The sequence below is a fragment of the Ralstonia condita genome, from assembly GCF_958405655.1.
GTDB lineage: Bacteria > Pseudomonadota > Gammaproteobacteria > Burkholderiales > Burkholderiaceae > Ralstonia > Ralstonia condita.
The window spans coordinates 1,267,649-1,287,001 of the sequence record NZ_CATYWO010000001.1 but is presented as its reverse complement, the minus strand read 5'-3'; the positions used below and the strand labels follow the sequence as shown (position 1 = coordinate 1,287,001).

14 protein-coding genes are annotated in these 19,353 nt (G+C 58.0%); 7 read left to right on the top strand and 7 right to left on the bottom strand.

Annotated features, from left to right (window positions below; all coding sequences use genetic code 11):
* Nucleotides 1-75 precede the first annotated feature (75 nt).
* Both R2N03_RS06000 and R2N03_RS05995 read left to right on the top strand, forming a co-directional pair.
* The gene (locus R2N03_RS06000; protein WP_316656204.1) at nucleotides 76-1,296 is read left to right on the top strand and encodes a helix-turn-helix domain-containing protein; all 1,221 of its coding nucleotides are present in this window, start codon (nucleotides 76-78) and stop codon (nucleotides 1,294-1,296) included.
* Nucleotides 1,297-1,333: 37 nt separating this feature from the next.
* Nucleotides 1,334-1,996 carry a Vgb family protein gene (locus tag R2N03_RS05995; RefSeq protein WP_316656201.1) on the top strand — a complete coding sequence of 221 codons (663 nt, stop codon included), beginning with the start codon at nucleotides 1,334-1,336 and terminating at the stop codon, nucleotides 1,994-1,996.
* Between the two features lie 66 nt (nucleotides 1,997-2,062).
* On the opposite strand, the gene R2N03_RS05990 is transcribed toward R2N03_RS05995, so the two are convergent.
* Nucleotides 2,063-2,239 carry a GMP synthase (glutamine-hydrolyzing) gene (locus R2N03_RS05990; RefSeq protein WP_316656596.1) on the bottom strand — a complete coding sequence of 59 codons (177 nt, stop codon included), beginning with the start codon at nucleotides 2,237-2,239 and terminating at the stop codon, nucleotides 2,063-2,065.
* Between the two features lie 450 nt (nucleotides 2,240-2,689).
* On the opposite strand from R2N03_RS05990, the gene R2N03_RS05985 reads away from it, so the two are divergent.
* The 3 genes from R2N03_RS05985 (at nucleotide 2,690) to R2N03_RS05975 (ending at nucleotide 5,266) form a co-directional block, all read left to right on the top strand.
* The gene (locus R2N03_RS05985) at nucleotides 2,690-2,905 is read left to right on the top strand and encodes a hypothetical protein (protein ID WP_316656197.1); all 216 of its coding nucleotides are present in this window, start codon (nucleotides 2,690-2,692) and stop codon (nucleotides 2,903-2,905) included.
* A gap of 520 nt (nucleotides 2,906-3,425) precedes the next feature.
* Nucleotides 3,426-3,848, top strand: a complete 423-nt coding sequence (locus R2N03_RS05980; RefSeq protein WP_316656195.1) for a transcriptional regulator — start codon at nucleotides 3,426-3,428, stop codon at nucleotides 3,846-3,848.
* Nucleotides 3,849-5,005: 1,157 nt separating this feature from the next.
* Nucleotides 5,006-5,266, top strand: a complete 261-nt coding sequence (locus R2N03_RS05975) for a hypothetical protein (RefSeq protein WP_316656192.1) — start codon at nucleotides 5,006-5,008, stop codon at nucleotides 5,264-5,266.
* A gap of 255 nt (nucleotides 5,267-5,521) precedes the next feature.
* Here R2N03_RS05975 and R2N03_RS05970 read toward each other — a convergent pair whose 3' ends face one another.
* From R2N03_RS05970 to R2N03_RS05955, 4 genes are read right to left on the bottom strand one after another with little or no spacing between them, the layout of a single operon-like run.
* On the bottom strand, nucleotides 5,522-8,602 hold the full coding sequence (locus R2N03_RS05970; protein WP_316656191.1) for a type I restriction endonuclease subunit R: 3,081 nt from the start codon (nucleotides 8,600-8,602) through the stop codon (nucleotides 5,522-5,524).
* Nucleotides 8,603-8,609: 7 nt separating this feature from the next.
* Nucleotides 8,610-9,653, bottom strand: a complete 1,044-nt coding sequence (locus R2N03_RS05965; RefSeq protein ID WP_316656189.1) for a restriction endonuclease — start codon at nucleotides 9,651-9,653, stop codon at nucleotides 8,610-8,612.
* A gap of 15 nt (nucleotides 9,654-9,668) precedes the next feature.
* The gene (locus R2N03_RS05960; protein ID WP_316656186.1) at nucleotides 9,669-11,009 is read right to left on the bottom strand and encodes a restriction endonuclease subunit S; all 1,341 of its coding nucleotides are present in this window, start codon (nucleotides 11,007-11,009) and stop codon (nucleotides 9,669-9,671) included.
* Nucleotides 10,999-12,555 (bottom strand): class I SAM-dependent DNA methyltransferase, encoded by a 1,557-nt coding sequence (locus tag R2N03_RS05955; RefSeq protein ID WP_316656183.1) that lies wholly within the window; start codon nucleotides 12,553-12,555, stop codon nucleotides 10,999-11,001. Before R2N03_RS05955 ends, R2N03_RS05960 begins: the two co-directional genes overlap by 11 nt.
* Nucleotides 12,556-12,718: 163 nt before the next feature.
* Here R2N03_RS05955 and R2N03_RS05950 point away from each other — a divergent pair, with 163 nt between their 5' ends.
* Together R2N03_RS05950 and R2N03_RS05945 are read left to right on the top strand one after the other, a co-directional pair.
* Nucleotides 12,719-13,330 (top strand): 3'-5' exonuclease, encoded by a 612-nt coding sequence (locus tag R2N03_RS05950; protein WP_316656593.1) that lies wholly within the window; start codon nucleotides 12,719-12,721, stop codon nucleotides 13,328-13,330.
* A gap of 302 nt (nucleotides 13,331-13,632) precedes the next feature.
* On the top strand, nucleotides 13,633-14,058 hold the full coding sequence (locus R2N03_RS05945; RefSeq protein ID WP_316656181.1) for a hypothetical protein: 426 nt from the start codon (nucleotides 13,633-13,635) through the stop codon (nucleotides 14,056-14,058).
* A gap of 297 nt (nucleotides 14,059-14,355) precedes the next feature.
* On the opposite strand, the gene R2N03_RS05940 is transcribed toward R2N03_RS05945, so the two are convergent.
* Nucleotides 14,356-17,796 (bottom strand): DEAD/DEAH box helicase family protein, encoded by a 3,441-nt coding sequence (locus tag R2N03_RS05940; RefSeq protein WP_316656179.1) that lies wholly within the window; start codon nucleotides 17,794-17,796, stop codon nucleotides 14,356-14,358.
* 603 nt (nucleotides 17,797-18,399) lie between these two features.
* Entirely contained in the window at nucleotides 18,400-18,996 is a 597-nt protein-coding gene (locus R2N03_RS05935) for a hypothetical protein (RefSeq protein WP_316656177.1), read from the bottom strand.
* Between the last annotated feature and the right edge of the window lie 357 nt (nucleotides 18,997-19,353).

Genomic DNA, 19,353 nt, shown 5'->3' with positions numbered 1-19,353 from the left:
CCGTTCAGGTAAGGGGTCGTGCTAGATTAGGCGGCGAACCAGAACGGCGGGAGTGACAAGTGTGGCGGGATTTGGATGGATTCCTTGATCACGGCGGCGGCGCGCGCGCTCGCGGCCGGTGACCCCTTCGGTGCCCTCAACCGCGTCGCCCTGCGCGACGATGCGTCCGCACTCGCACTGCGCGGCATCGCCATCGCACAACTCGGTGACCTCGCGCGCGCCAAGCATCTGTTGCGCCGCGCCGCACGCGCATTCGGCGCCAAGGAAGCCCTGGCACGCGCCCGCTGCGTCGTCGCAGAAGCAGAGGTCGCCCTAGCCTCACGCGATCTCGGCTGGCCCGCCAGGACGCTGGACGCCGCACGCGTCACGCTCGAGGCGCATGGCGACCCTGTCAACGCGGCCCATGCGCGGTATCTGGCCATCCGCAAGCTGCTCCTGATCGGCCGCCTTGACGAGGCCGACCGCGCGTTGACCGCAATGACACCGTCGCGCCTGCCGCCTGCGCTGCGTGCGGCGCATGCGCTGGTCGTCGCGGGCATCGCCATGCGCCGCTTGCAGACCGCTGCGGCACGCAGCGCGCTGGTCCAGGCGAGCGAAGCTGCCCGGCAAGCCGGCATTTCAACGTTGACGGCGGAAGTCGAGCGTGCCGCCCGCATCCTGCAGGCTCCGGCAGCCAAGTTGATCGCGCGTGGTGCTGAACGCGTCGTGCGCCTGGAAGACGTGGAGGCGCTGTTCGCATCGGATGCATTGGTTGTCGATGCCTGCCGGCTCTCGGTGCGGCACACCGACACGGTCATCTCGCTGGCCACCCGCCCCGTGCTGTTCATGCTCGCTCGCCTGTTGGCCGAAGCCTGGCCAGCCGATGTGCCCAGAGACACGCTGATCGCCCGCGCGTTCCGCACCCGGCACGCAGACGAATCGCACCGTGTACGCCTACGCGTCGAGATGGGCCGACTGCGCACCGCATTGGGTGCAGCGGCAACGATCAAGGCGACTCGGCACGGATTCGGGCTTCAGCCACGTCGCGCTGCGGAGGTCGTTGTGCTCGCGCAGCCTGTTGAAGAACGGTACGCCGCCGTGCTCGCCTGCCTGGCCGATGGGGAATCGTGGTCGAGCTCGTCCCTGGCGCTTGCCCTGGGGGCCAGCCAGCGCACTGTACAGCGCGCGCTCGATGCGTTGGCGGTATCGGGCAAGGTGCAATCCTTCGGCCACGGGCGTGCACGCCGCTGGGTGACGCCGCCTGTCCCCGGATTCGCGACCACCTTGTTACTCCCCGCGCCGCTGCCGAGTGACTAGCATGGAAGCTCGACAACCGAACGCACAGGACAAGAACATGAAACGATCCGCCGCAGACATCGTGCGCGAATATGGCCCGTTCCCGGAGGCCGACAGCGTCGGCGGCGTCACGTATGACGGCCAGAGCATCTGGTTTGCCGCCGGCGGGCGGTTGCAGCAAATCGACCCGGCGAGCGGACAACCACTGCGGTCGATCGACGTAGCCGCCCATGCCGGCACGGCATTCGACGGCCAGCACCTGTTCCAGATTGCCGAAGACCGTATCCAGAAGATCGACCCGCAAACGGGTCAGGTGCTTGCGACGATCCCCGCGCCCGGGGCCGGTGGGGACTCGGGCCTCGCCTGGGCCGAGGGCACGCTGTGGGTCGGGCAGTATCGCGACAAGAAGATCCACCAGATCGATCCTGAGACCGGCACCGTGCTGCGCACCATCGAGTCGAACCGCTTCGTCACCGGCGTCACCTGGGTCGATGGCGAACTCTGGCACGCCACCTGGGAAGGCGATACGAGCGACCTGCGGCACATCGATCCGCAGACCGGAGAAGTGCTTGAGCTGCTCGAGATGCCCCCGGGCGTGGGAGTCTCCGGACTGGAGTCGAATGGCGCGGATCAGTTCTTCTGCGGTGGCGGCAACAGCAGCAGGATCCGCGCCGTACGCCGGCCTGGCAAGACGGTCAAGACGGACGCGGCTGCAGACTGACCGCGATGGTCGGCCTCATGAAAAAGCCCGCCGTGCAGGCGGGCTTTTTGCTGGCTTTGCGGGAAGTCACTCCCACTCGATCGTCGCAGGCGGCTTGCCGGACACGTCATATACGACCCGGTTCAAACCACGCACTTCGTTGATGATGCGGTTCGACACGCGTGTGAAAGCCTTGTCCGGTGCGGGTTCTTGCGGTTTTAGCCCGTCCCTGTCCAAGCTCTGTCCAAAAGGGTCAGAGCAAATGAGTATCCGTCTACGTGGGAGCCGATTTCAGGTCCGTGTCACTGTTAATGGTCATACAGCCGCACAAAGCTTCGACACCCTAGCTGAAGCGCAGCGCTGGGAAGCGCACCAGAAGATCCTGCTCGAGCATGGTGTAGCTGGGCGAAGCAAGCCCGTAGCGCCAACGGTCAAGATCTCGCTGGCCGATGCTATCGATCGGTACAGCATTGAGGTTCTCCCCGAGAAACGGGGGTGTCGGTCGGAGCAGTACCTGTTGCGGTACTGGCGAAACTCATCTCTTGGGGGGCGTCTGGTAAGCGAGATTTGTAGACAGGATCTGGTTACGGCCCGAGACGAGCTTCAGGAGTCTGTGCCGAAGCCTTCCTCCAGAACGATCTTTGTCAGAAGTGCCCCAAAGAGGCCCCAGACGACCACGAGCTTCACACACGTGATTGCGATATTGGACTTTGTTTGACCCTGCACACCCATCCCCTTTTGTTCCCTGAGCGTTGGTTAGTGAGCCTTATTGCCTGCAACACCAGACGCCCGCCAAACCTTGAACACGTAGTTGCCGTCCTGCTGCTGCCGGGACTCGTAGTGCCGTTGCACGACGAGATCGAAACCCTGCTCGGCAGCAAGGAGCCGCAAATGGAGTTCCGCTTCTTCCTGCGTATCGAAGAAACCTGACTGAAGCGTTGCCGTACCCCAGCTTTTGTCCAACCCAGTCTTGCCTTCGTACCTCGCCGAAAACACGTCCATCGCCTCGGCCCTGGTCACGAGTTTGTTAGCCTCAACCGAGCACGTCGGACAAAGACATACCGTCCGAGACCATGCGGACCCCGGAAACGCGTTGCTTAGCGGATTGGAATGCCGGCAAGCCTTGCAAATCGAGGTATTGCACTTGGCACACGTCGACAAGCCATGTCTCGCATCATGGACAAGAATTTGCCCTTCGCAGCAGGAGCAAGTCCCGACCGGCTGAGCGTTGCGCCATCTCGAATAGAAATAGGTTCCAACGGCTGTCGAAGCAGCTGCAATAGCAAGCGCCAAGGCTCGGGCAGCGCCACGCCCCATCACGTCATCTTCAACTGAGTCAGCCACATCTATCCCCGATCGCAGTCCGTCAACTGGTAAGCATAAACCACATGAAATTAATGTAAAACCATTTGGTTTCCTGGCGCTAGCGTAGCTCTTCGAAACTTCGGGCATGCCCAGCCCGGAAGAAAAACTAGCCTTTGCCGAACGCCTGAAGCAGGCCCTGACCCGCAGCTCGAAGAAGATCGAGTCGGCGGGCGAACTTGCCTTGCAGTTCAATCTCCGACACCCGAGCGAACCGGTTTCAGTTCAGGCGGCCCACAAGTGGCTCATCGGCAAGGCAATGCCGACCGTCGACAAGATGGAGACGCTGGCCCTATGGCTGGACGTTCCACTGCAATGGCTTCGGTATGGGATTCCGGAATCAGGGGGTAAGCCCAGGAAGAAGAAAGCGAAAGCGAGCGAACTGGGCACCCTGGCAGCAGACGAGGCAGAGCTGATCGTGCGGCTCAGGGCGATGCCGGAGGTTCGCCGCAAGCTCGTCTTGGACTTGGCGGAACAGCTCTCGCTCGACGGCGAGATGTGGGCCAACTAGTCGGGTCTATGCCGTGACTGCTGTGACAAGGCCGTGACGACCGCCGAAGGCCGAAAAGCCTTGCCAATACTGGGCTGTGACACTGTGACAGTTGTGACAGTAGAAAACACATAGCCCAGACTGCGCATTGCTCCCGACTCACGAGGAAAGCATTCCATGGAGTGGAGGCCGCCCCATCCCCCCCTTTCACCTGCCGCTGACACGTTCGTCACAACGTCACAAGCCAGGCGTCATGCGGATTTTGTGGTGTCACGGGGCGATCTCGGCACCGTCACGGCTGTCACGCCAGGCGGTCACGGGCCGGATGCACGACTATACGACGCCATAGCCTCAACTGGCCCAGCCACGAAATCGCTTCCGTCACTGACCACGGCCTAGCATGGCCTGTGTACGAGCCAACATGGCTGCCTTGATGTGGTCTCGCTGGTGGTCATCTTCCGCTAGCGACGCAAGGTATTTGTCTCGCAAGCGCACTGCGTGGCCGTGCCGCTGGTAAACCTGTACCAGATCTGATTCCAATTCTTGATGGCCAGCGGAATCCCAGTTGGCATCAGCGTCCGGTAGCTCACCGCCCCAACCACGGGCTAAGGCATCGTCCTTTTCCCACTCACCTGTCCAGTGCTGTAGCGCTCCGGAACCGAGCATCCCAGTGGCAGATGAGACGGCAGTACGAGAGGCTTTCGCCCGCCCCAAGAGAGCAGGAAGCTCCCGAACGAGGGCGCAGTAGTCAACTTGGGCTCTGCGCAGTTCCAGGCGCAGATCTAACGCCTTCATCTCCCCGGAGCGTCTGTAGCTGATGTAGCCCATCACAGCCCCTGCGCTCCCGGTAACCGCACCGATCACGCCTGTTGTGGCCCCAAGGTAGATCAACCAGTTTGGATCGGACAATTTTTCACCTGTCTATGGATGGGCGACCTCTAGGGATATTAGGCCCCTTGCAAGGACTCGGGCGAAATGGCTAACGGACACACCCCAGAGCGCTCATCCGGCAAGCGTGTGTCAGCCGAGCGGCCGAAAGCGGATTTGCCAACGCCAATAAGTCGACGCGCTTTCCCCGCCCTGAGGGGATCGGGTCCGGCACAGCCCTCATCCGCTTCACTAAAAAGTTTGTTCAAACTAAATTTTTAGAATAAACTACGTAAATTGACGGAGGGGTTATGGAGAAGCGACACGACGACGTTCTTAACGCACGCCTTGAGTCCGTGATGACTGCAGGGGTAGCGCACGTGCTATGGAGTGAACTGTATCTGTGGTACGGGGTGCAGAAGATTGCGGCTCGTACGATTCGTGACCTGATCGAGCGCTGGGAGGAAATCTCGCAGGGCGAGCATGGTCGCTTGATGCAAATCCCGGGGTCTGGTGGTGTCTTTTTGGTTGCCGAAAAGAACATCGAACCCGTGGTGGACCCAAAAGCGTAGCACCAGGCAGGACCATGGTGCGGGGAGAAGTTGCAGAACGCCAGGCTAGACGAATGGAGAAGAATAATGGCCCAACGAGAGCCAAAATCTGTCACACGCACTGTCATCAAAGTCACCGGACGTACCGGTGACAAGAAAGGCTCGCTGGAGCTCACCTCCGGCAATGTTAGCTATACGCGCAGCAATGCGGATTCGCCTGTGCTTACGCTCACCTACCTTCTACTCACGTGATATGGCGATTGGACAGGCTTGGATTCAAGCCCACTCCGCACTCAGCTTCTCGGCCTGCTGCAGGACAGTCTGCACGGCTTCTTCTTGCTGATCAGGCGGGTATTTGTACTTCCGCAGGATGCGCTTCACCATTAGTCGCAGCTTGGCCCGCACACTCTCTCGCTTCTCCCAGTCGACGCTGACGTTCTGTCGGAGGTTTTCGGTCAGCTCATGGGCGATTTTCCTCAGTGTTTCGTCACCCAACAGACGGACGGACGCCTCATTGTTCGCCAAGGCGTCGTAGAAACGCAGCTCGTCCTCGTTCAGCCCCAACTGCTCGCCCCGGCTTGCCGCCTCCCGAAACTTCTTCGCCATCTCGATCAGTTCTTCGATGACCTGGGCTGTTTCGATAGACCGGTTTTGATAGCGAGTGATGACGTTGGACAGGAGCTCCGAGAACTTCTTCTCCTGGACGACATTGCCACCGAAGCGACTCTTGATCTCGCCCTCCAGCAGTCGCTCCAGCAACTCCACCGCAAGGTTCCGCTCTGGCAAGTTTTGAACCTCAGCCAGGAACTCGTCATCAAGGATGCCGATGTTCGGCTTGTCCAGACCAACCGACTCAAAGATGTCGACAACGTCTTCTGACACGACAGCAGATCCAATGATCTGCCGGATGGCCAGTTCCCGTTCCTCGTCGGTACGTTTCTTCTGGCTGATGTCTCGCTTGGTCAGTAGCACCTTCACGGCCTGGAAGAAGGCAACCTCCTCACGTACAGCCTTCGCCTCATCCAGAGTGCAGCAGAGCGTGAACGCCTTGCTCATGGCGAGGGCGGTGTCAGCAAAGCGCTTCTTGCCGTCCTTCAGGCCGAGCACGAAGTTCGCTGCACCAGCCAGCAACTTGTGTCCACCGGTCAGGAAGCCGCTGTAGTCGAAGCCGTGCATCATGTCTCGCAACACATCCAACTTCTCTTCCAGCACAGCATAGGCTTCGTGTGCATCTACGGTTGGCCGTCCTCGGCCATTGCTGGCTGTGTATTCCTTGAGGGCCTGCTTGAGATCGTTGGCGATGCCAATGTAGTCGACCACCAAGCCGCCCTGTTTGTCTCGGAATACTCGGTTGACTCGGGCGATGGCCTGCATCAGGTTGTGGCCCTTCATCGGCTTGTCCACATACAGCGTGTGGACGCAAGGGGCATCGAAGCCCGTCAACCACATGTCTCGAACGATGACGAGGCGCAGCGGGTCCGCCGGGTCCTTGAATCGCTTCTCCAGCCGTTTCTTGACCTGCTTCGAGTAGATGTGGGGACGCAGCAATGCCTTGTCGGAGGCCGAGCCCGTCATGACGATCTTGATCGCCCCTTTCTCCGGGTCGGCATCGTGCCAATCCGGTCGCAGCTTGACGATCTCGTCGTAGAGGTGAACGCAGATCTCCCGGCTCATAGCAACGACCATAGCCTTGCCCGGCATCGCCTTGTTGCGCTCTTCGAAGTGGGCGACTAGATCGGCAGCCACGCTCTTGATTCGTGGATCAGCGCCAACGATCTTCTCAAGCGCTGCCCATCGGGTCTTCAGCTTGGACTGCTCATCGCTTTCCTCGTCCTCCGCCAGTTCGTCGACCTCCGCGTCAATCTCCGGCAGAGTCTCCTCTTTGAGCCCCAGCTTAGCCAAACGGGATTCGTAGTAGATCGGCACCGTGGCCCCGTCATCCCGGGCCTGCTGCATGTCATAGACATGGATGTAGTTACCGAATACAGCCCGAGTGTCTCGGTCTTCACTGGAGACCGGCGTGCCGGTGAAGGCAACGAACGTCGCGTTGGGCAGAGCATCCCGCAAGTGCTGGGCGTAGCCGACCTGATAGCCCTTGCTATCACCTTTGAATTTCGCTTCGAAACCGTATTGCGTTCGATGGGCTTCATCTGCGATCACGACGATGTTGTGCCGGTCGGAGAGCACCGGGAAGGTGTCTTCGTCCTCGCCAGGCATAAACTTCTGGATGGTGGCAAAGACAATGCCACCCGAAGGCCGGTTCGCCAGCTTGGCACGGAGGTCTTGCCGAGTGTCAGCTTGCACTGGCTGTTCACGCAACAGGTCTTGCGACAGCGAGAACACGCCGAAGAGTTGGCCGTCGAGATCATTGCGGTCCGTGATGACAACAATGGTCGGGTTCTCCATGGCCGCCTCACGCATGACCCGAGCGGCAAAACACGTCATGGTGATGCTCTTGCCACTGCCTTGGGTGTGCCAGACAACGCCGCCCTTATTGCTTCCGCCAGGTCGAGACGCTGCTACGACTTGGTTGATAGCTGCACGTACGGCATGGAACTGGTGATAGCCAGCGATCTTCTTGACCAGCGTGCCGTCATCTTCAAACAACACGAAGAAACGCAGGTAGTCGAGCAGATAGCTCGGCGAGAGCACGCCCCGAATGAGCGTCTCCAGCTCGTTGAACTGCCCCAGTGGATCGAGCGTTTGGCCGTCGATGGTGCGCCAAGCTTGGAAGCGCTCCGAATTGGCGGATAGAGAACCCATCCGAGCTTCGCTGCCGTCCGAGATGATCAGGATTTCGTTGTACTGGAAAACGTCGGGGATCTGCTCTTTGTACGTCTCGATCTGGTCGTACGCTTTCCAGATGTCAGCGTTCTCGTCGGCTGGGTTCTTCAGCTCCAGAAGGACCAATGGCAGGCCGTTGATGAATAGAATGATGTCCGGACGCCGGGTGTGCTTCGGCCCCTTGATGCTGAACTGGTTGATTGCAAGCCACTCATTGGCAGATTCGTTCGTGAAGTCGATGAGCCTCACGAAATCACCACGGGTCTCTCCATCTTTCTGGTACTCGACCGGCACCCCGTTGACCAACAGATTGTGGAACAGCCGATTGACGGACAACAGAACAGGCGTGTCCAGATTCACGACCTGACGCAACGCGTCCTCTCTTGCTTCAAGCGGGATCGTTGGATTCAGCCGGCTGACGGCACTCCGCAAACGATCGATGAGCACCACCCGGCGATAGTCGGATCGTTCTGGCGATTCGCCGTCAGGGCCAATGTCTGGACCGTAAAGCTGGCTGTAACCGACATCCGTCAGCCAATCGAGCGCTTCTTGTTCTAGTTGGTCTTCGGTCATCGCCCCGTCACTCCTCCGGGTTGGCAACAGTCCAAATCCGCTTCAACGGCAGTTCCGCCCGAATGTCTTGGTCGATCTTGTCGTAATTCTCAAGGAGTTGTTCGATGAGGTCGTCACGGTTCCAGATGCGAACCTTGAAAAACTGCGTTGGCAGCTCCTTGAGAACCGTCGCTTTGAACCCCGACCAAGACACGAACAAGCCTTGGTCTGCGCTAACGCCTTGCATCGCGCCGATGAGCTGTGTGAACTCTGGTCTATCCGATGGCGCATCGCCAGACTTCACCTGGACACAGATACGAGGCCTATCGAAACCGAACGCCCCGCCTGCAGCGAGTATGTCGACGCCTTTATCTGGCCCCTCCGGACTCAGATATGTTGTGAACCCTTGAGCTTTCAGGATGGCTTCGACCAAGCGGGCCATCCCGTGACCCTTGAATTTCTGGATAATCACCTTGGCGATAGCATCCCGGCCGACCTGTTCGAGGTCCACCGCAGCGTCATCGGTTGCGAGTCCGTCACCTTGTTCAACAGCAACGGCAGTGGGTGGGGTCGCCGGCATAGTCCCCCATCCTTTCTTGGCCATAGCACGGACGCGCTTTTCAGCATCATTCCGCTTTATCTCGCAGACAGTCAGGAACGCACCAAAGGAGAAGAGGAGGTCCTGATCGAATACACTTCGGGGAACATCGGTGTTGAACCATTGCACCTTGCGATAGTGCCGATACATGGCTTCGGCCGTCGGAGCAAATTCGTAGCCGCTTTGGACCTCGCCGATAGCAATACTCCCGCTGTGCTTTCTGGGCACGATTACCCAATCGTCCGGTTGTATGCCGAGAGCAAAAGCCCACACCTGCCCGGACCAGTTGATGACACGCTTTACTGGTTCATTGGGATAGTGCTCCAGCATCAGTGCCTTGATAGCAGCGTAGTCGGATGCAACGGAGAGGTTAGTTTCTGTCAGTGCATCCCACGTCAGGTAGATGCGCTTGTCGTCGAAGAACCGTTGCTCGTGTTCTCCATACCTGCCTGCACGGACGAGCCAGAGGGCCATAGCGTTGCTGTGTTGTTAGACGGTTTCGAGTGCATCAGCAGCTTCGGAAATGCGAAGCTGGCCTGAGATCAGGCGAGGTAGGAGGGTGTCCCTGAGGGGGGTCAATATTGACAAGGTCCTGCAGTTGTTGATCTGCGATTCCATCAGGGGGCCTACGGCATCGACAAAGGACTTAGTGGCGAGGGATTCCGGTACAACAAGACGCATGCCGCCAAGAAGCTTGGTGGTCAGACTACCTCGACTACTGTGAGAGTCCGAGATGTTACGCATCTCGTCGTAACGTCGTGATAGATTGTGGAATAGCCACAGAGAATGGCAAGCACTTGGTTCGGCACGGATGGCGACGACAGATTGATTTATGTACGTCTCTACAGCGCTATAGGACGTCTGCCCTCTCGTGTGTCCCTGTCCCGCAGAGGCAATAAGAATGTCCCCGGGTATCGCAAGCCTCGTGGATGAGTTTTCTACGGCCAATGCATTAATCCGCTTTTCACAATCGACGATGACTCGGTGCCTCGTCTCTCCCGACGAGAACCAGCGTAGCGGGCCAACCCAGTATTCGGCCTTACGGGTATCTGGCGTTCCACCGCTGAATACGTTTGACGAGACCTCCGCAACTGAACGCACACGCCATCCCCTCGGCACCAGCCCCAGCTCCGATGCCTCGAAGCTATCCGGGAACAGCGCAGCCGTGTCCGAGTCCATCCCTTCCGGCTCACGGCCCTCAGCCTTGGCTCGAACCGGGTCGAAGTCAACGAACCAGGACTTGAATAGAGCTTGGGCGATGGCTTCGAGGGTGGCATTGGTTTCCCGAAGCAGGGCGATGCGGTCGTCGAGGGTGGAAATCACTCGGGCAATCTCGTCCCGCTCACCCTTGGGCGGAATCGGGATCGGCAGTGCTCGAACGTCCTTTAAGTTGATCGTCGTTTGTACCGTGGTATTCGCTCGACTAATTAGCAGGCTTTGCGACGCTGGTGAGCGTAGGCACGCAGAAATCCACTCCGGTCCAATCTCAGAAATTGGGTGTATGACGCCAACAGCCCTCGCCACGTTGAAGCCCGCCAGGGATTCTGGAACCATGGCCACTTGGCCGACAGATCCAACCAGCGTGAGGAGGACTTCCCCACCCTTCAGCCGGGTACGGGAGTACTTGGACTCTACGTCCGACGAGATCTTCATGAGATCGGTTAGGTCGAGCTGCCCCTCACGAAAATTGTTAACCCGAACCAACGGAATTCCTTCAGGTTGTGCCGTGCCGGGCTGCACTACGCCATAGGTAATTGACCCATCTAAAGCGCACTCATTGAGCGGGCGATATTCCCAGCCATCTGGCAGATTGGGAAGGTCAAAACTCATACCCGAGCCCTCCCAGCTTTTGGCGAATCAGCGCATCCAGCTCAGCCCCCTTCGCCATCTGCTCGCCCAGCTTTTCAGTCAGCTTTTGCATCTTCTCGGCAAACGCCTCGTCGTCATCTTCGACCTCTTCTGCGCCCACATAGCGGCCCGGTGTCAGGACGTGACCATGCTCGGCAATCTCAGCCAGTTTCACGCTACGGCAGAAGCCAGGAATATCTGCATAGGTTGTCGTCGCTTCGCCATCGCCTCGCCATGCGTAGACAGTCTCAGCGATCTTGCCGATGTCTTTATCGGCCAGTTCAATTTGTACACGGGTAACAGACCGTCCGAGCTTCCGGGCGTCGATGAACAACACTTCGCCTTTGCGGGATGCCTTCTGCTTGGTCAGGAACCACAAGCAGGCTGGAATCTGCGTGTTGAAGAACAACTGGCCGGGCAAGGCGATCATGCATTCGACAACATCAGCCTCGACCATCGCAGCACGAATGTCACCCTCGCTGTTCTGGCTAGAACTCATAGAACCGTTCGCCAACACAATGCCAGCACGGCCCGATGACTTCAGGTGATACAGCATGTGCTGCAACCAAGCATAGTTGGCATTCCCTTGGGGCGGCGTACCGTAGACCCAGCGAGGATCGCCCTCCAGGCTCCCGTGCCACCAATCGGAGACGTTGAATGGTGGATTGGCCAGCACGAAATCAGCACGTAGGTCGCTGTGCTGGTTCCGGATGAAGGTGTCGGTTGGCTCCTTGCCCAGATTGAAGTCGATGCCTCGAATGGCCAAGTTCATTGCGGCCAGCCGCCAAGTGGTCGGGTTGGATTCCTGGCCGTAAATCGACACGTCCCCGAGCTTGCCCCCGTGGGCTTCGATGAATTTCTCAGACTGAACGAACATCCCGCCAGACCCGCAGCATGGGTCGTACACCTTGCCGTGGTGGGGAGCCAGAACGGCCACCAGGGTCTTCACGATGCTGGCAGGCGTATAGAACTGTCCGCCTTTTTTTCCTTCAGCGCTGGCAAACTGGCCGAGAAAGTATTCGTAGACCTGCCCGAGAATGTCCTTGGCCTTGCTGGTATCGTCGCCAAAACCGATCGTCGAGATCAGATCCACGAGCTCTCCAAGCTTGCCGTCCGGCAACTGGGCACGAGCATAGCGCTTGTCGAGGATGCCCTTGAGCTTCGGGTTCTCAGCCTCGATGGCTGCCAGCGCCTCATCGATGCGCTTGCCGATATCCGCCTGTTTAGCTTGTGAACGGAGGCTTTCCCATCGTGCTGCCTCGGGAACCCAAAACGCATTCACTTCCCGGTAGTAGTCCCGGTCCTCTAGCTCCTCAGCGAGCAACTCATCGTCGCTGTCGTACAGGAAATAATCGTCGTTGGGATCAAGGAAGCGCCGGGTCAGTTCTGCTCGCCGAGCTTGGAAAGCGTCTGAGATGTATTTCAGGAAAATGAGGCCAAGCACGATGTGCTTGTACTCGGCGGCGTCCATGTTGGCACGGAGCTTGTCGGCCGTGGCCCACAGGGTTTTCTTGATGTCTTCGATCATCTGGGAGGCGTGTTCTGTTCGCAAGAATGGCGCAGCAGCCGTTATTATGAAGCGGTTTTGTAAGATTTTTCCTACATTCCGTCGCCAGGTACGCTCGAATAATCCATACCCGAGCCACGTTTGGCGTTGGAGCCCAGATTTTGAGAAACAAGGGAAAAGCAGTATGCAGACGGTCGCTGTTCTGGACTTTGAAACTACAGGGCTGTCACCGAGCCAAGGCGACCGAGCCACGGAAATCGCCATCATCCTGCTGCGAGAAGGGCAGATCGTCGACCGCTATCAAAGCTTGATGAATGCGGGACGGCGCATTCCCTCGAACGTCGTCAGCCTTACTGGCATCACGAACGAGATGATTGCATCTGCGCCGGCAGTGTCGACGGTGATGCGAGAAGCATCCCAGTTTGTCGGCAAGCATCCGGTAGTGGCGCACAACGCCTCATTTGACAAGCAGTTTTGGCGGGCTGAGCTTGCACTGCTGGGGACCACGGCAGACCAGTCGTTTGCCTGTACGCTGCTTGCGTCAAGGCGCATCTACCCGCATGCTCTGAATCACAGGCTTTCGACGCTGGCAGACATGCTACGGTTGCCCAAGGCCGGGCGTGCTCACAGAGCGATGGCCGATGCTGAGGTGACCAGCCACCTATGGTGCCGACTGCAACAAGATATCGCTCAGACCTACGGGGTGAGTCGAGTCGATTACGACCTCATGGCCCGTGTACAGGCCACCAGCAAAGCTCAGGTTCCGGCGCTGCTGCGCAAGTTAGGCGGAGGCTAGACACAAATCAAGTTGTGATCCGAGCCTGGAAGAGTGAGCGGCTCGGCTCGGCCGATGGCCTTCTCTCTGCTGATGTTTTCTCTCTCTCTATATATATATTAGGAAATGCTCGACGCCGGAACGCCGGCATTGACATAGCTTTCCGGCGCTAGATCGCCCACGAGTTTTTGAGTTTCGTGGGCGAAACACCACCGGGAATGACTCCGGTCCAGCACGTATCCAATGACGTCATAGTCCATGACTGCCTCCTTCGGAGTCTGCTAGCGTCGCCAGTTCCTGGGCTGTGGACCAGAACGTTCTCCATGGCTTCGATCACCGCCCACAGTGCCTTCCTGTTATTCGCGTTGATGCTCATCATGAACTCCATGGTCGGCGGTTGGGAATCGCCTGAGACCATGAAGTCGGCAGGACAGTTGGTTGCACCAACCAGTTGTCTGGATCGTGAGCGAGCCATGAGTTGCCAACTGTTGGTGGCTCTGCGTGGCACGCAAGAAAACGCAATGGAGCCAATCATGAACCGTGAATCTCAGAAAGACGCCGGCGAAATCAATGCGTATCTTCGCCAGTTTGATAGAGAACAGCTACTTGAGCTTGGAGCCAAGTTGTACGAAATGGCAAAAAAGCAATGCCAGACTGGATTTGATGACCGTGGTCAACCAGTAACGCAAGAGCACTTCAGAACGCTAAACGAGATGCGAAAAATCCTCAACGACCGAGGTGCATCATAGTTCGTGGCGGCTCCCTCGTGTCCATGCCGACCCCATTTCATGGGCTGCCGGCGACAGGGCCTGCTTGATGTTCTCCATCATTGCTGGGAGGGGTTTCGTCCATGCCGGGGCTAGTCGTGCTATGGCCCCGAGCTTTGGGGGAGCAGACGGTTCGGCCGGGCAGTTGGCCTGCTCTCTGTTGATGTTTTCTATATATATAGTAGGAAATGCTCGCAGCCGAACAGCAAACAATGGTGCGGCTTTCCTGCGCTGAGTCGCCCACGAATTTTCAAAATTGGTGGGCGGACCACCAGCCGGTCAGCGCAACATCAGTTCGATCTTGATGGGCTTGAATGCGTCGCAGCGTTTGCCGACAGCATCGAAGGTCGAACTTTGCCAGTCTGTTTGACGCCCCACGCAACAAGCGTTCTGATGAAAGAACTTGCAGCCCTCGCAGACTTGGCGAGGCATCGCAGGCTCTCCCAGCGGCAGCACCTCCGCAACCGGCACCGTCTGTCCTTTGGGCAACGCCCGCAGTCGAGCTGCCTGACGTTTCAGGATCAGAATCATCTCCGGAAAGTCCCAGTTTGGCGGCACGATGGGCTTGGTGATATCCGTCACCTTCCGGCCCCTGTCCTGCTTTTTGCCGTAACTGACACCCAACGGCCCAAGCAGTTCGCACAGCAGTTCGAGGCCGTCCTCATGGGCTGAGGCTCGCTGAGCGTTTCCGCCCTTGCCCCTCAGTTTTTCTCGAACCTTCGTCAGCCGATCAATCTTTCGCCCAATGGACTGGAACTCCATGTCGCTCCCCGCCAGGGCTTGGAACGCCTCTCCAAGCTGACCGTTTCGGGTCAGCGCCGCCGACAGATCTTCCGCATTGATCCGTCCAGCCTTGAGGTCCTCCAGCTTTTCCAGCAACACGACAATCTTGTCTGTCTTCTCGGCCTCGACCTTGGCCCAGTCGGGGTGACGATCCCGAGCATACTGGTTCGAAATCCACGGCGAAATTTCACCGATCAAGCGCAAGACCTTGCCTCCATCGACCTTTTGAGCCACCGTCGGGTCTGCAATGCCGAAGCCTGTCATCACGATGCCAGCCTCTTCGTTTTGCAACTCACGCTCAAGACGAGGTTCGTCATGCTTCCAGCCGTTCCTGCGCTCGTCTCGTAGTGCTGTCAGCTTGGCCGCTGCACCGAGCGGACCATGCCTGGGAACCAACGCGGCTGCTTCGACAACTGCCTGACGATAGGCCAAGCGTGCCTCTTTGCGAGCCTCCTTGACAGGGGCAGCAACACTGCGCTCAACCACGGCATCCGTTCGCACAACAACGTCATAGTTCTGGATGGCGTTGTCCCGCACCAGCACGCTCAGCGCAACCTGGCTGTTCTGCTCGGCCTCACGCAAGCTTTTGTACAGCACCCGGTCGAGCTGGAAGTGTTCTTCAAGCAAGCCAGCAAGGGACGCTTCGCCCTGCATACGCTCAGCGATTTCCTGGCGCAGCATGACACCGTTGGGCAAAGCAAATCTCACGTCAGGCTGAACGTTGCCGTAGATGCGCACTTCGCACTGCACTTGGCCACGATTGGCACGGTTCACCGTCTGGATGATCTGATTGGTGTCGGCCTTCACATGATCGAAGCGAGCCCACAGGATGTCTGGTTCCCGCACGAAATTGAGCCCCAGGCCAAACAACGGACTGGCGATAAGGATGGGCAGCGTGCTCGTTCTTGCAGCTTCGATTTCCGCTTCAGTGCTCTCAGGACGAGACACGACCATGGCGTGCCCTGTTAGGCCGTACCGCTGCACCAAGAGGCGATACATGCCCAGCCTGGAGGTATCGAGCATCAACACCAGGCGTGGCAAGGGCTCGCCGTTGTCCAGCTTGGCTTTGAAGCCCTCGAACAACACAGCGAGGTCCGAGTCAAACTGCCCACTGGGTACAACTTCCAACGGATTGGCCTTGGCCGATGCAAATTCGTAGCAGCAGTAGAGATCTTCTGTCAGGCCCCCCAATGATTGCTTGCAGACCTCAGTCACAGCAGTTCGTTGAACGTCCGTCAGCGTGCCTGTCAGCATCAGTGTCTGGCGAGCCTTGCCGAGAGCAGATTCCAAGGCAGCCAGGCGATTGGCCTTGCCCATGTAATGGTCCAGACCTTGATGAATTTCATCGAGAATCAGGACATGGGGCAGCCCCAGGTTATAGGCACTCTTCAGGAGCTTCGGCAAAGACTTGTAGGTGGTGACAACCACGCCACCTCTGGGCAAGTTCGGTCCCCACGCGTCCTTGTAGTACACAGGGTTGAGACCGGCTGCTGTCAGGTCGCCCCGCATCTGATCCACCAAGGCAATCGTCGGCCCGGCATAGAAAACAGTCCGACGCTGTTGGATTTGTTCTCCAATCCAGCCGATCGTTGCTGTGGTCTTGCCTGAACCCGTCGGCGAGTAAACCAACGACACCTTGGCTGTGGCAAAACTCGTCAACGCTGGAAGATAGCCGTCAACCAGATCCAAATGATGGTGCGGCACCTCTGAAAACCAACCAAGCTCATCTCGCACATAGGCATGCGCACCGGGCGACAGCTCCTTGAGCAGAAAAGTCTCAGCGTCACCGTGACGAATACCAAGCTGGGGGCGCTGCTTGCTGACATACCAGGAGCCAGGTGAGCCCTCGTCGGCGAAGTACAGCGTCAGATAGTTCCCATCGCCGCTAAGCTTGGTGCGGACCAAGGTGCGGCCGACGCGGGCGGGCTGACCGGCACGGTTTGGTGCAGCGCTATACCGGGTGTTGGCGATCCTGCCCTCAACGTGGGTCAAGGCGGTTCGAGCCGTGTAGCCGTGGGCACGCTTGTACTCGTTGACGAGCTGCTCCTTGAGTGTTCTGGCCTGACGTTCCACGGCCTTGTCCAACGCTGGCACCGAGACCGATTGAACGTCCTTACGGATCAAGCCTTGACGGCTCTCGGGCAAGAGCTGGCACACAACCCCATCACCAATCGTCGGCGCTGCAATGTAGTGGGCCTGAACTGGGTTATACAGCAATGCTGGATCAATACCAGGGACCAACGCCACAACGCCGCCCTTGTTCTCGCCCAGCTTGTAGAAGCCGGTCTGCATACAGTGCAACGACAGATAGGCAACAAGCTGCTTGCCGGGGATACGACGATCCAGCCAGAAGAACAGATGGACGTTCAAGCCAGACTTGAGCGGAACTCCGTCTGCGCCCAGGATGCCGGCACTGGCGCTGAACTGAAAGAAGTACGTCGCGTTGCGGAACTCAGCCGGGAGCCGGGCAATCACCCACTCGATAGCCTCATGTGACAGCGGGTCCATACCTTCCGGCAGCTCGATGTCGTCGAAGTCGAGCATCGCCCATGGGGTGCCAGCCGGATGTTCGCAGAAGTTTTCTTTCGTCCTGCGTACCCACGTACGGGAGGTGCTAACCGGTAGGTCACGGATCAGGATGCACTGACGATTGGCGCTGTGCGATTCGACGATCCCGGCAAGGTCTTCGATCCCGTTGGCTGGGACCATTTTCGCCACGTACCCGAACGCATTTTGGTAGCTTGTTTTCCGCACATCGCCCGCTTCGTCCTTGTTGTAGCACTTGTTGACGGGGGCATCCAGCGAGGTCAGTACCGTCACATACGACCCGCTAGTTGCAGCGGTGACGGTGGCCGGAACGTTTGGAGCAGATTTTTGTTGGAAGGAAATGCTTGTCTGTAACGGAATTCCCTCCATGAAGATGGAGTTAAAATACATATATCAATTGTTTTTTATTATTCGGGCTCGGTCGAATTCTCACTTCGCCGAGCTCTTGTTTTTGGAACGGTGGGAACGAAACCTACACATCTCCACCGGTAGTGCTGTCAGATGGCCTTCCGCAGTGTTGCCACAGACACACCGACAAGCGTTGCAAGCCTTTGTGCGCAGTCATACTTGGGGACGTATCCTTTGTTCTGCCAAGTCTTGACCGCCCGACTCGACACACGCAGCTCTGCTGCTACTCTGCTGGGTCCACCGGCATTGCGCACGGCGGAAATTACGTTATTCTCTGTGTTCATGATTAATTGCATGCGCTGAAAAATTGCAGCACAAATTCCTTATTCGTATTTTAACTTTAAAAGTACTTATTTCAATATTTTTTAAAAAATTAAGAAAGAACTGCTCAAGGCAGGCGGACCGTCTAGAGGCATCGCCCAGGAGCGGCAGGAGCCGTGCAGAGGAGGAGCGTGGATTTGTTTGAAGGGCATAATCCCATCCTCCCAACGCCCGTCGGATCGTGGGTTGGCGAGAGTCACCCAGGGGAAGATGGGGAGGTACAGAAACGAAAAATCCCCGCTTTTGTCGGCGATCAGGTGATACTCAGGATGGCTGCCTGTTGAATTTACTCGTGCGATGAGATGCTGCCCGAGAGCCGGCCTCAACGACAGACCCGCTCTCGTCAATTCTCAAGAACTGCCCCGGAGGCGGACACAACTCCCCCAACTCTAGCCTTACCCTTTCCGCAACGTCATGCGGAGAGACCGTCTTGCGATCAAAAAAAGGCCAGATTCCGGCATTTTGATAAGACGTAACTGGGAACTCATCCACCGACTTCCGTTTCTCCTTGACAACAAACAAGCTGTACCACACTCGCCCAAATCTAGGTGGCAAATTCGCCCCGAGATATTTCAACGCATATCCGGCAAACACCAAGCCCTTGTTGGTATTGCTTAACCGGCCAAACGCCGCCCGAGCATAGTTTGCCGATAGTTCGTGGTAGAGCCTCTCCAGCCAATCGAGCGCCTCCCTTGCAGGAGTCAAGGCAAGCGCAATGTAGAGCACCTCCTCATAGGCATCTTTCGGAAAGATGTCATCTGATCTCAGGAGCACATTTGCCCGATACACCGCCCTGCTCGGAACCGGTGGGAGCGTAGCGCAGAACTTCTGAAATGGATTCGGGCCAGCATTATTGGTCATGGTGCCCTCCTTCGTAGGCAAGAGCCCCATGCAGTTTGCGCTGGGTGCAATCCCAGGTTGCCAAGGTGTTCGACTGAACGCCCATGTAGGCGGCGGCTTCCGCCCAATCAATATCTGAAGCGCTCGCTGAAGAGGCAATACCAGTGCGGGCAAAGGTGGGAGCCCCAAAGCTCCGACCGCCGCCAGCGGGTCACGGTCCAACATTTCGAGGTCCAGCCATTCAAACGGCCTCTGCTCGACTGGCGAAGTGCTCATATCCATGAAATCTGTTGCGTAGAGCCATCTCGTTACCACTCAGCCCATTGGTACAGCATGGGGCTGGAATGAGAGGGCGGCGTTCGATTGGTGAGGATGGGG

Excerpts from the sequence above, each read along its gene's own strand:
- R2N03_RS06000 (WP_316656204.1), top strand. The coding sequence starts at position 76 with ATGGATTCCTTGATCACGGCGGCGGCGCGCGCGCTCGCGGCCGGTGAC.
- R2N03_RS05995 (WP_316656201.1), top strand. The coding sequence starts at position 1,334 with ATGAAACGATCCGCCGCAGACATCGTGCGCGAATATGGCCCGTTCCCG.
- R2N03_RS05980 (WP_316656195.1), top strand. The coding sequence starts at position 3,426 with ATGCCCAGCCCGGAAGAAAAACTAGCCTTTGCCGAACGCCTGAAGCAG.
- R2N03_RS05975 (WP_316656192.1), top strand. The coding sequence starts at position 5,006 with ATGGAGAAGCGACACGACGACGTTCTTAACGCACGCCTTGAGTCCGTG.
- R2N03_RS05970 (WP_316656191.1), bottom strand. The coding sequence starts at position 8,602 with ATGACCGAAGACCAACTAGAACAAGAAGCGCTCGATTGGCTGACGGAT.
- R2N03_RS05965 (WP_316656189.1), bottom strand. The coding sequence starts at position 9,653 with ATGGCCCTCTGGCTCGTCCGTGCAGGCAGGTATGGAGAACACGAGCAA.
- R2N03_RS05960 (WP_316656186.1), bottom strand. The coding sequence starts at position 11,009 with ATGAGTTTTGACCTTCCCAATCTGCCAGATGGCTGGGAATATCGCCCG.
- R2N03_RS05955 (WP_316656183.1), bottom strand. The coding sequence starts at position 12,555 with ATGATCGAAGACATCAAGAAAACCCTGTGGGCCACGGCCGACAAGCTC.
- R2N03_RS05950 (WP_316656593.1), top strand. The coding sequence starts at position 12,719 with ATGCAGACGGTCGCTGTTCTGGACTTTGAAACTACAGGGCTGTCACCG.
- R2N03_RS05945 (WP_316656181.1), top strand. The coding sequence starts at position 13,633 with ATGGCTTCGATCACCGCCCACAGTGCCTTCCTGTTATTCGCGTTGATG.
- R2N03_RS05940 (WP_316656179.1), bottom strand. The coding sequence starts at position 17,796 with ATGTATTTTAACTCCATCTTCATGGAGGGAATTCCGTTACAGACAAGC.
- R2N03_RS05935 (WP_316656177.1), bottom strand. The coding sequence starts at position 18,996 with ATGACCAATAATGCTGGCCCGAATCCATTTCAGAAGTTCTGCGCTACG.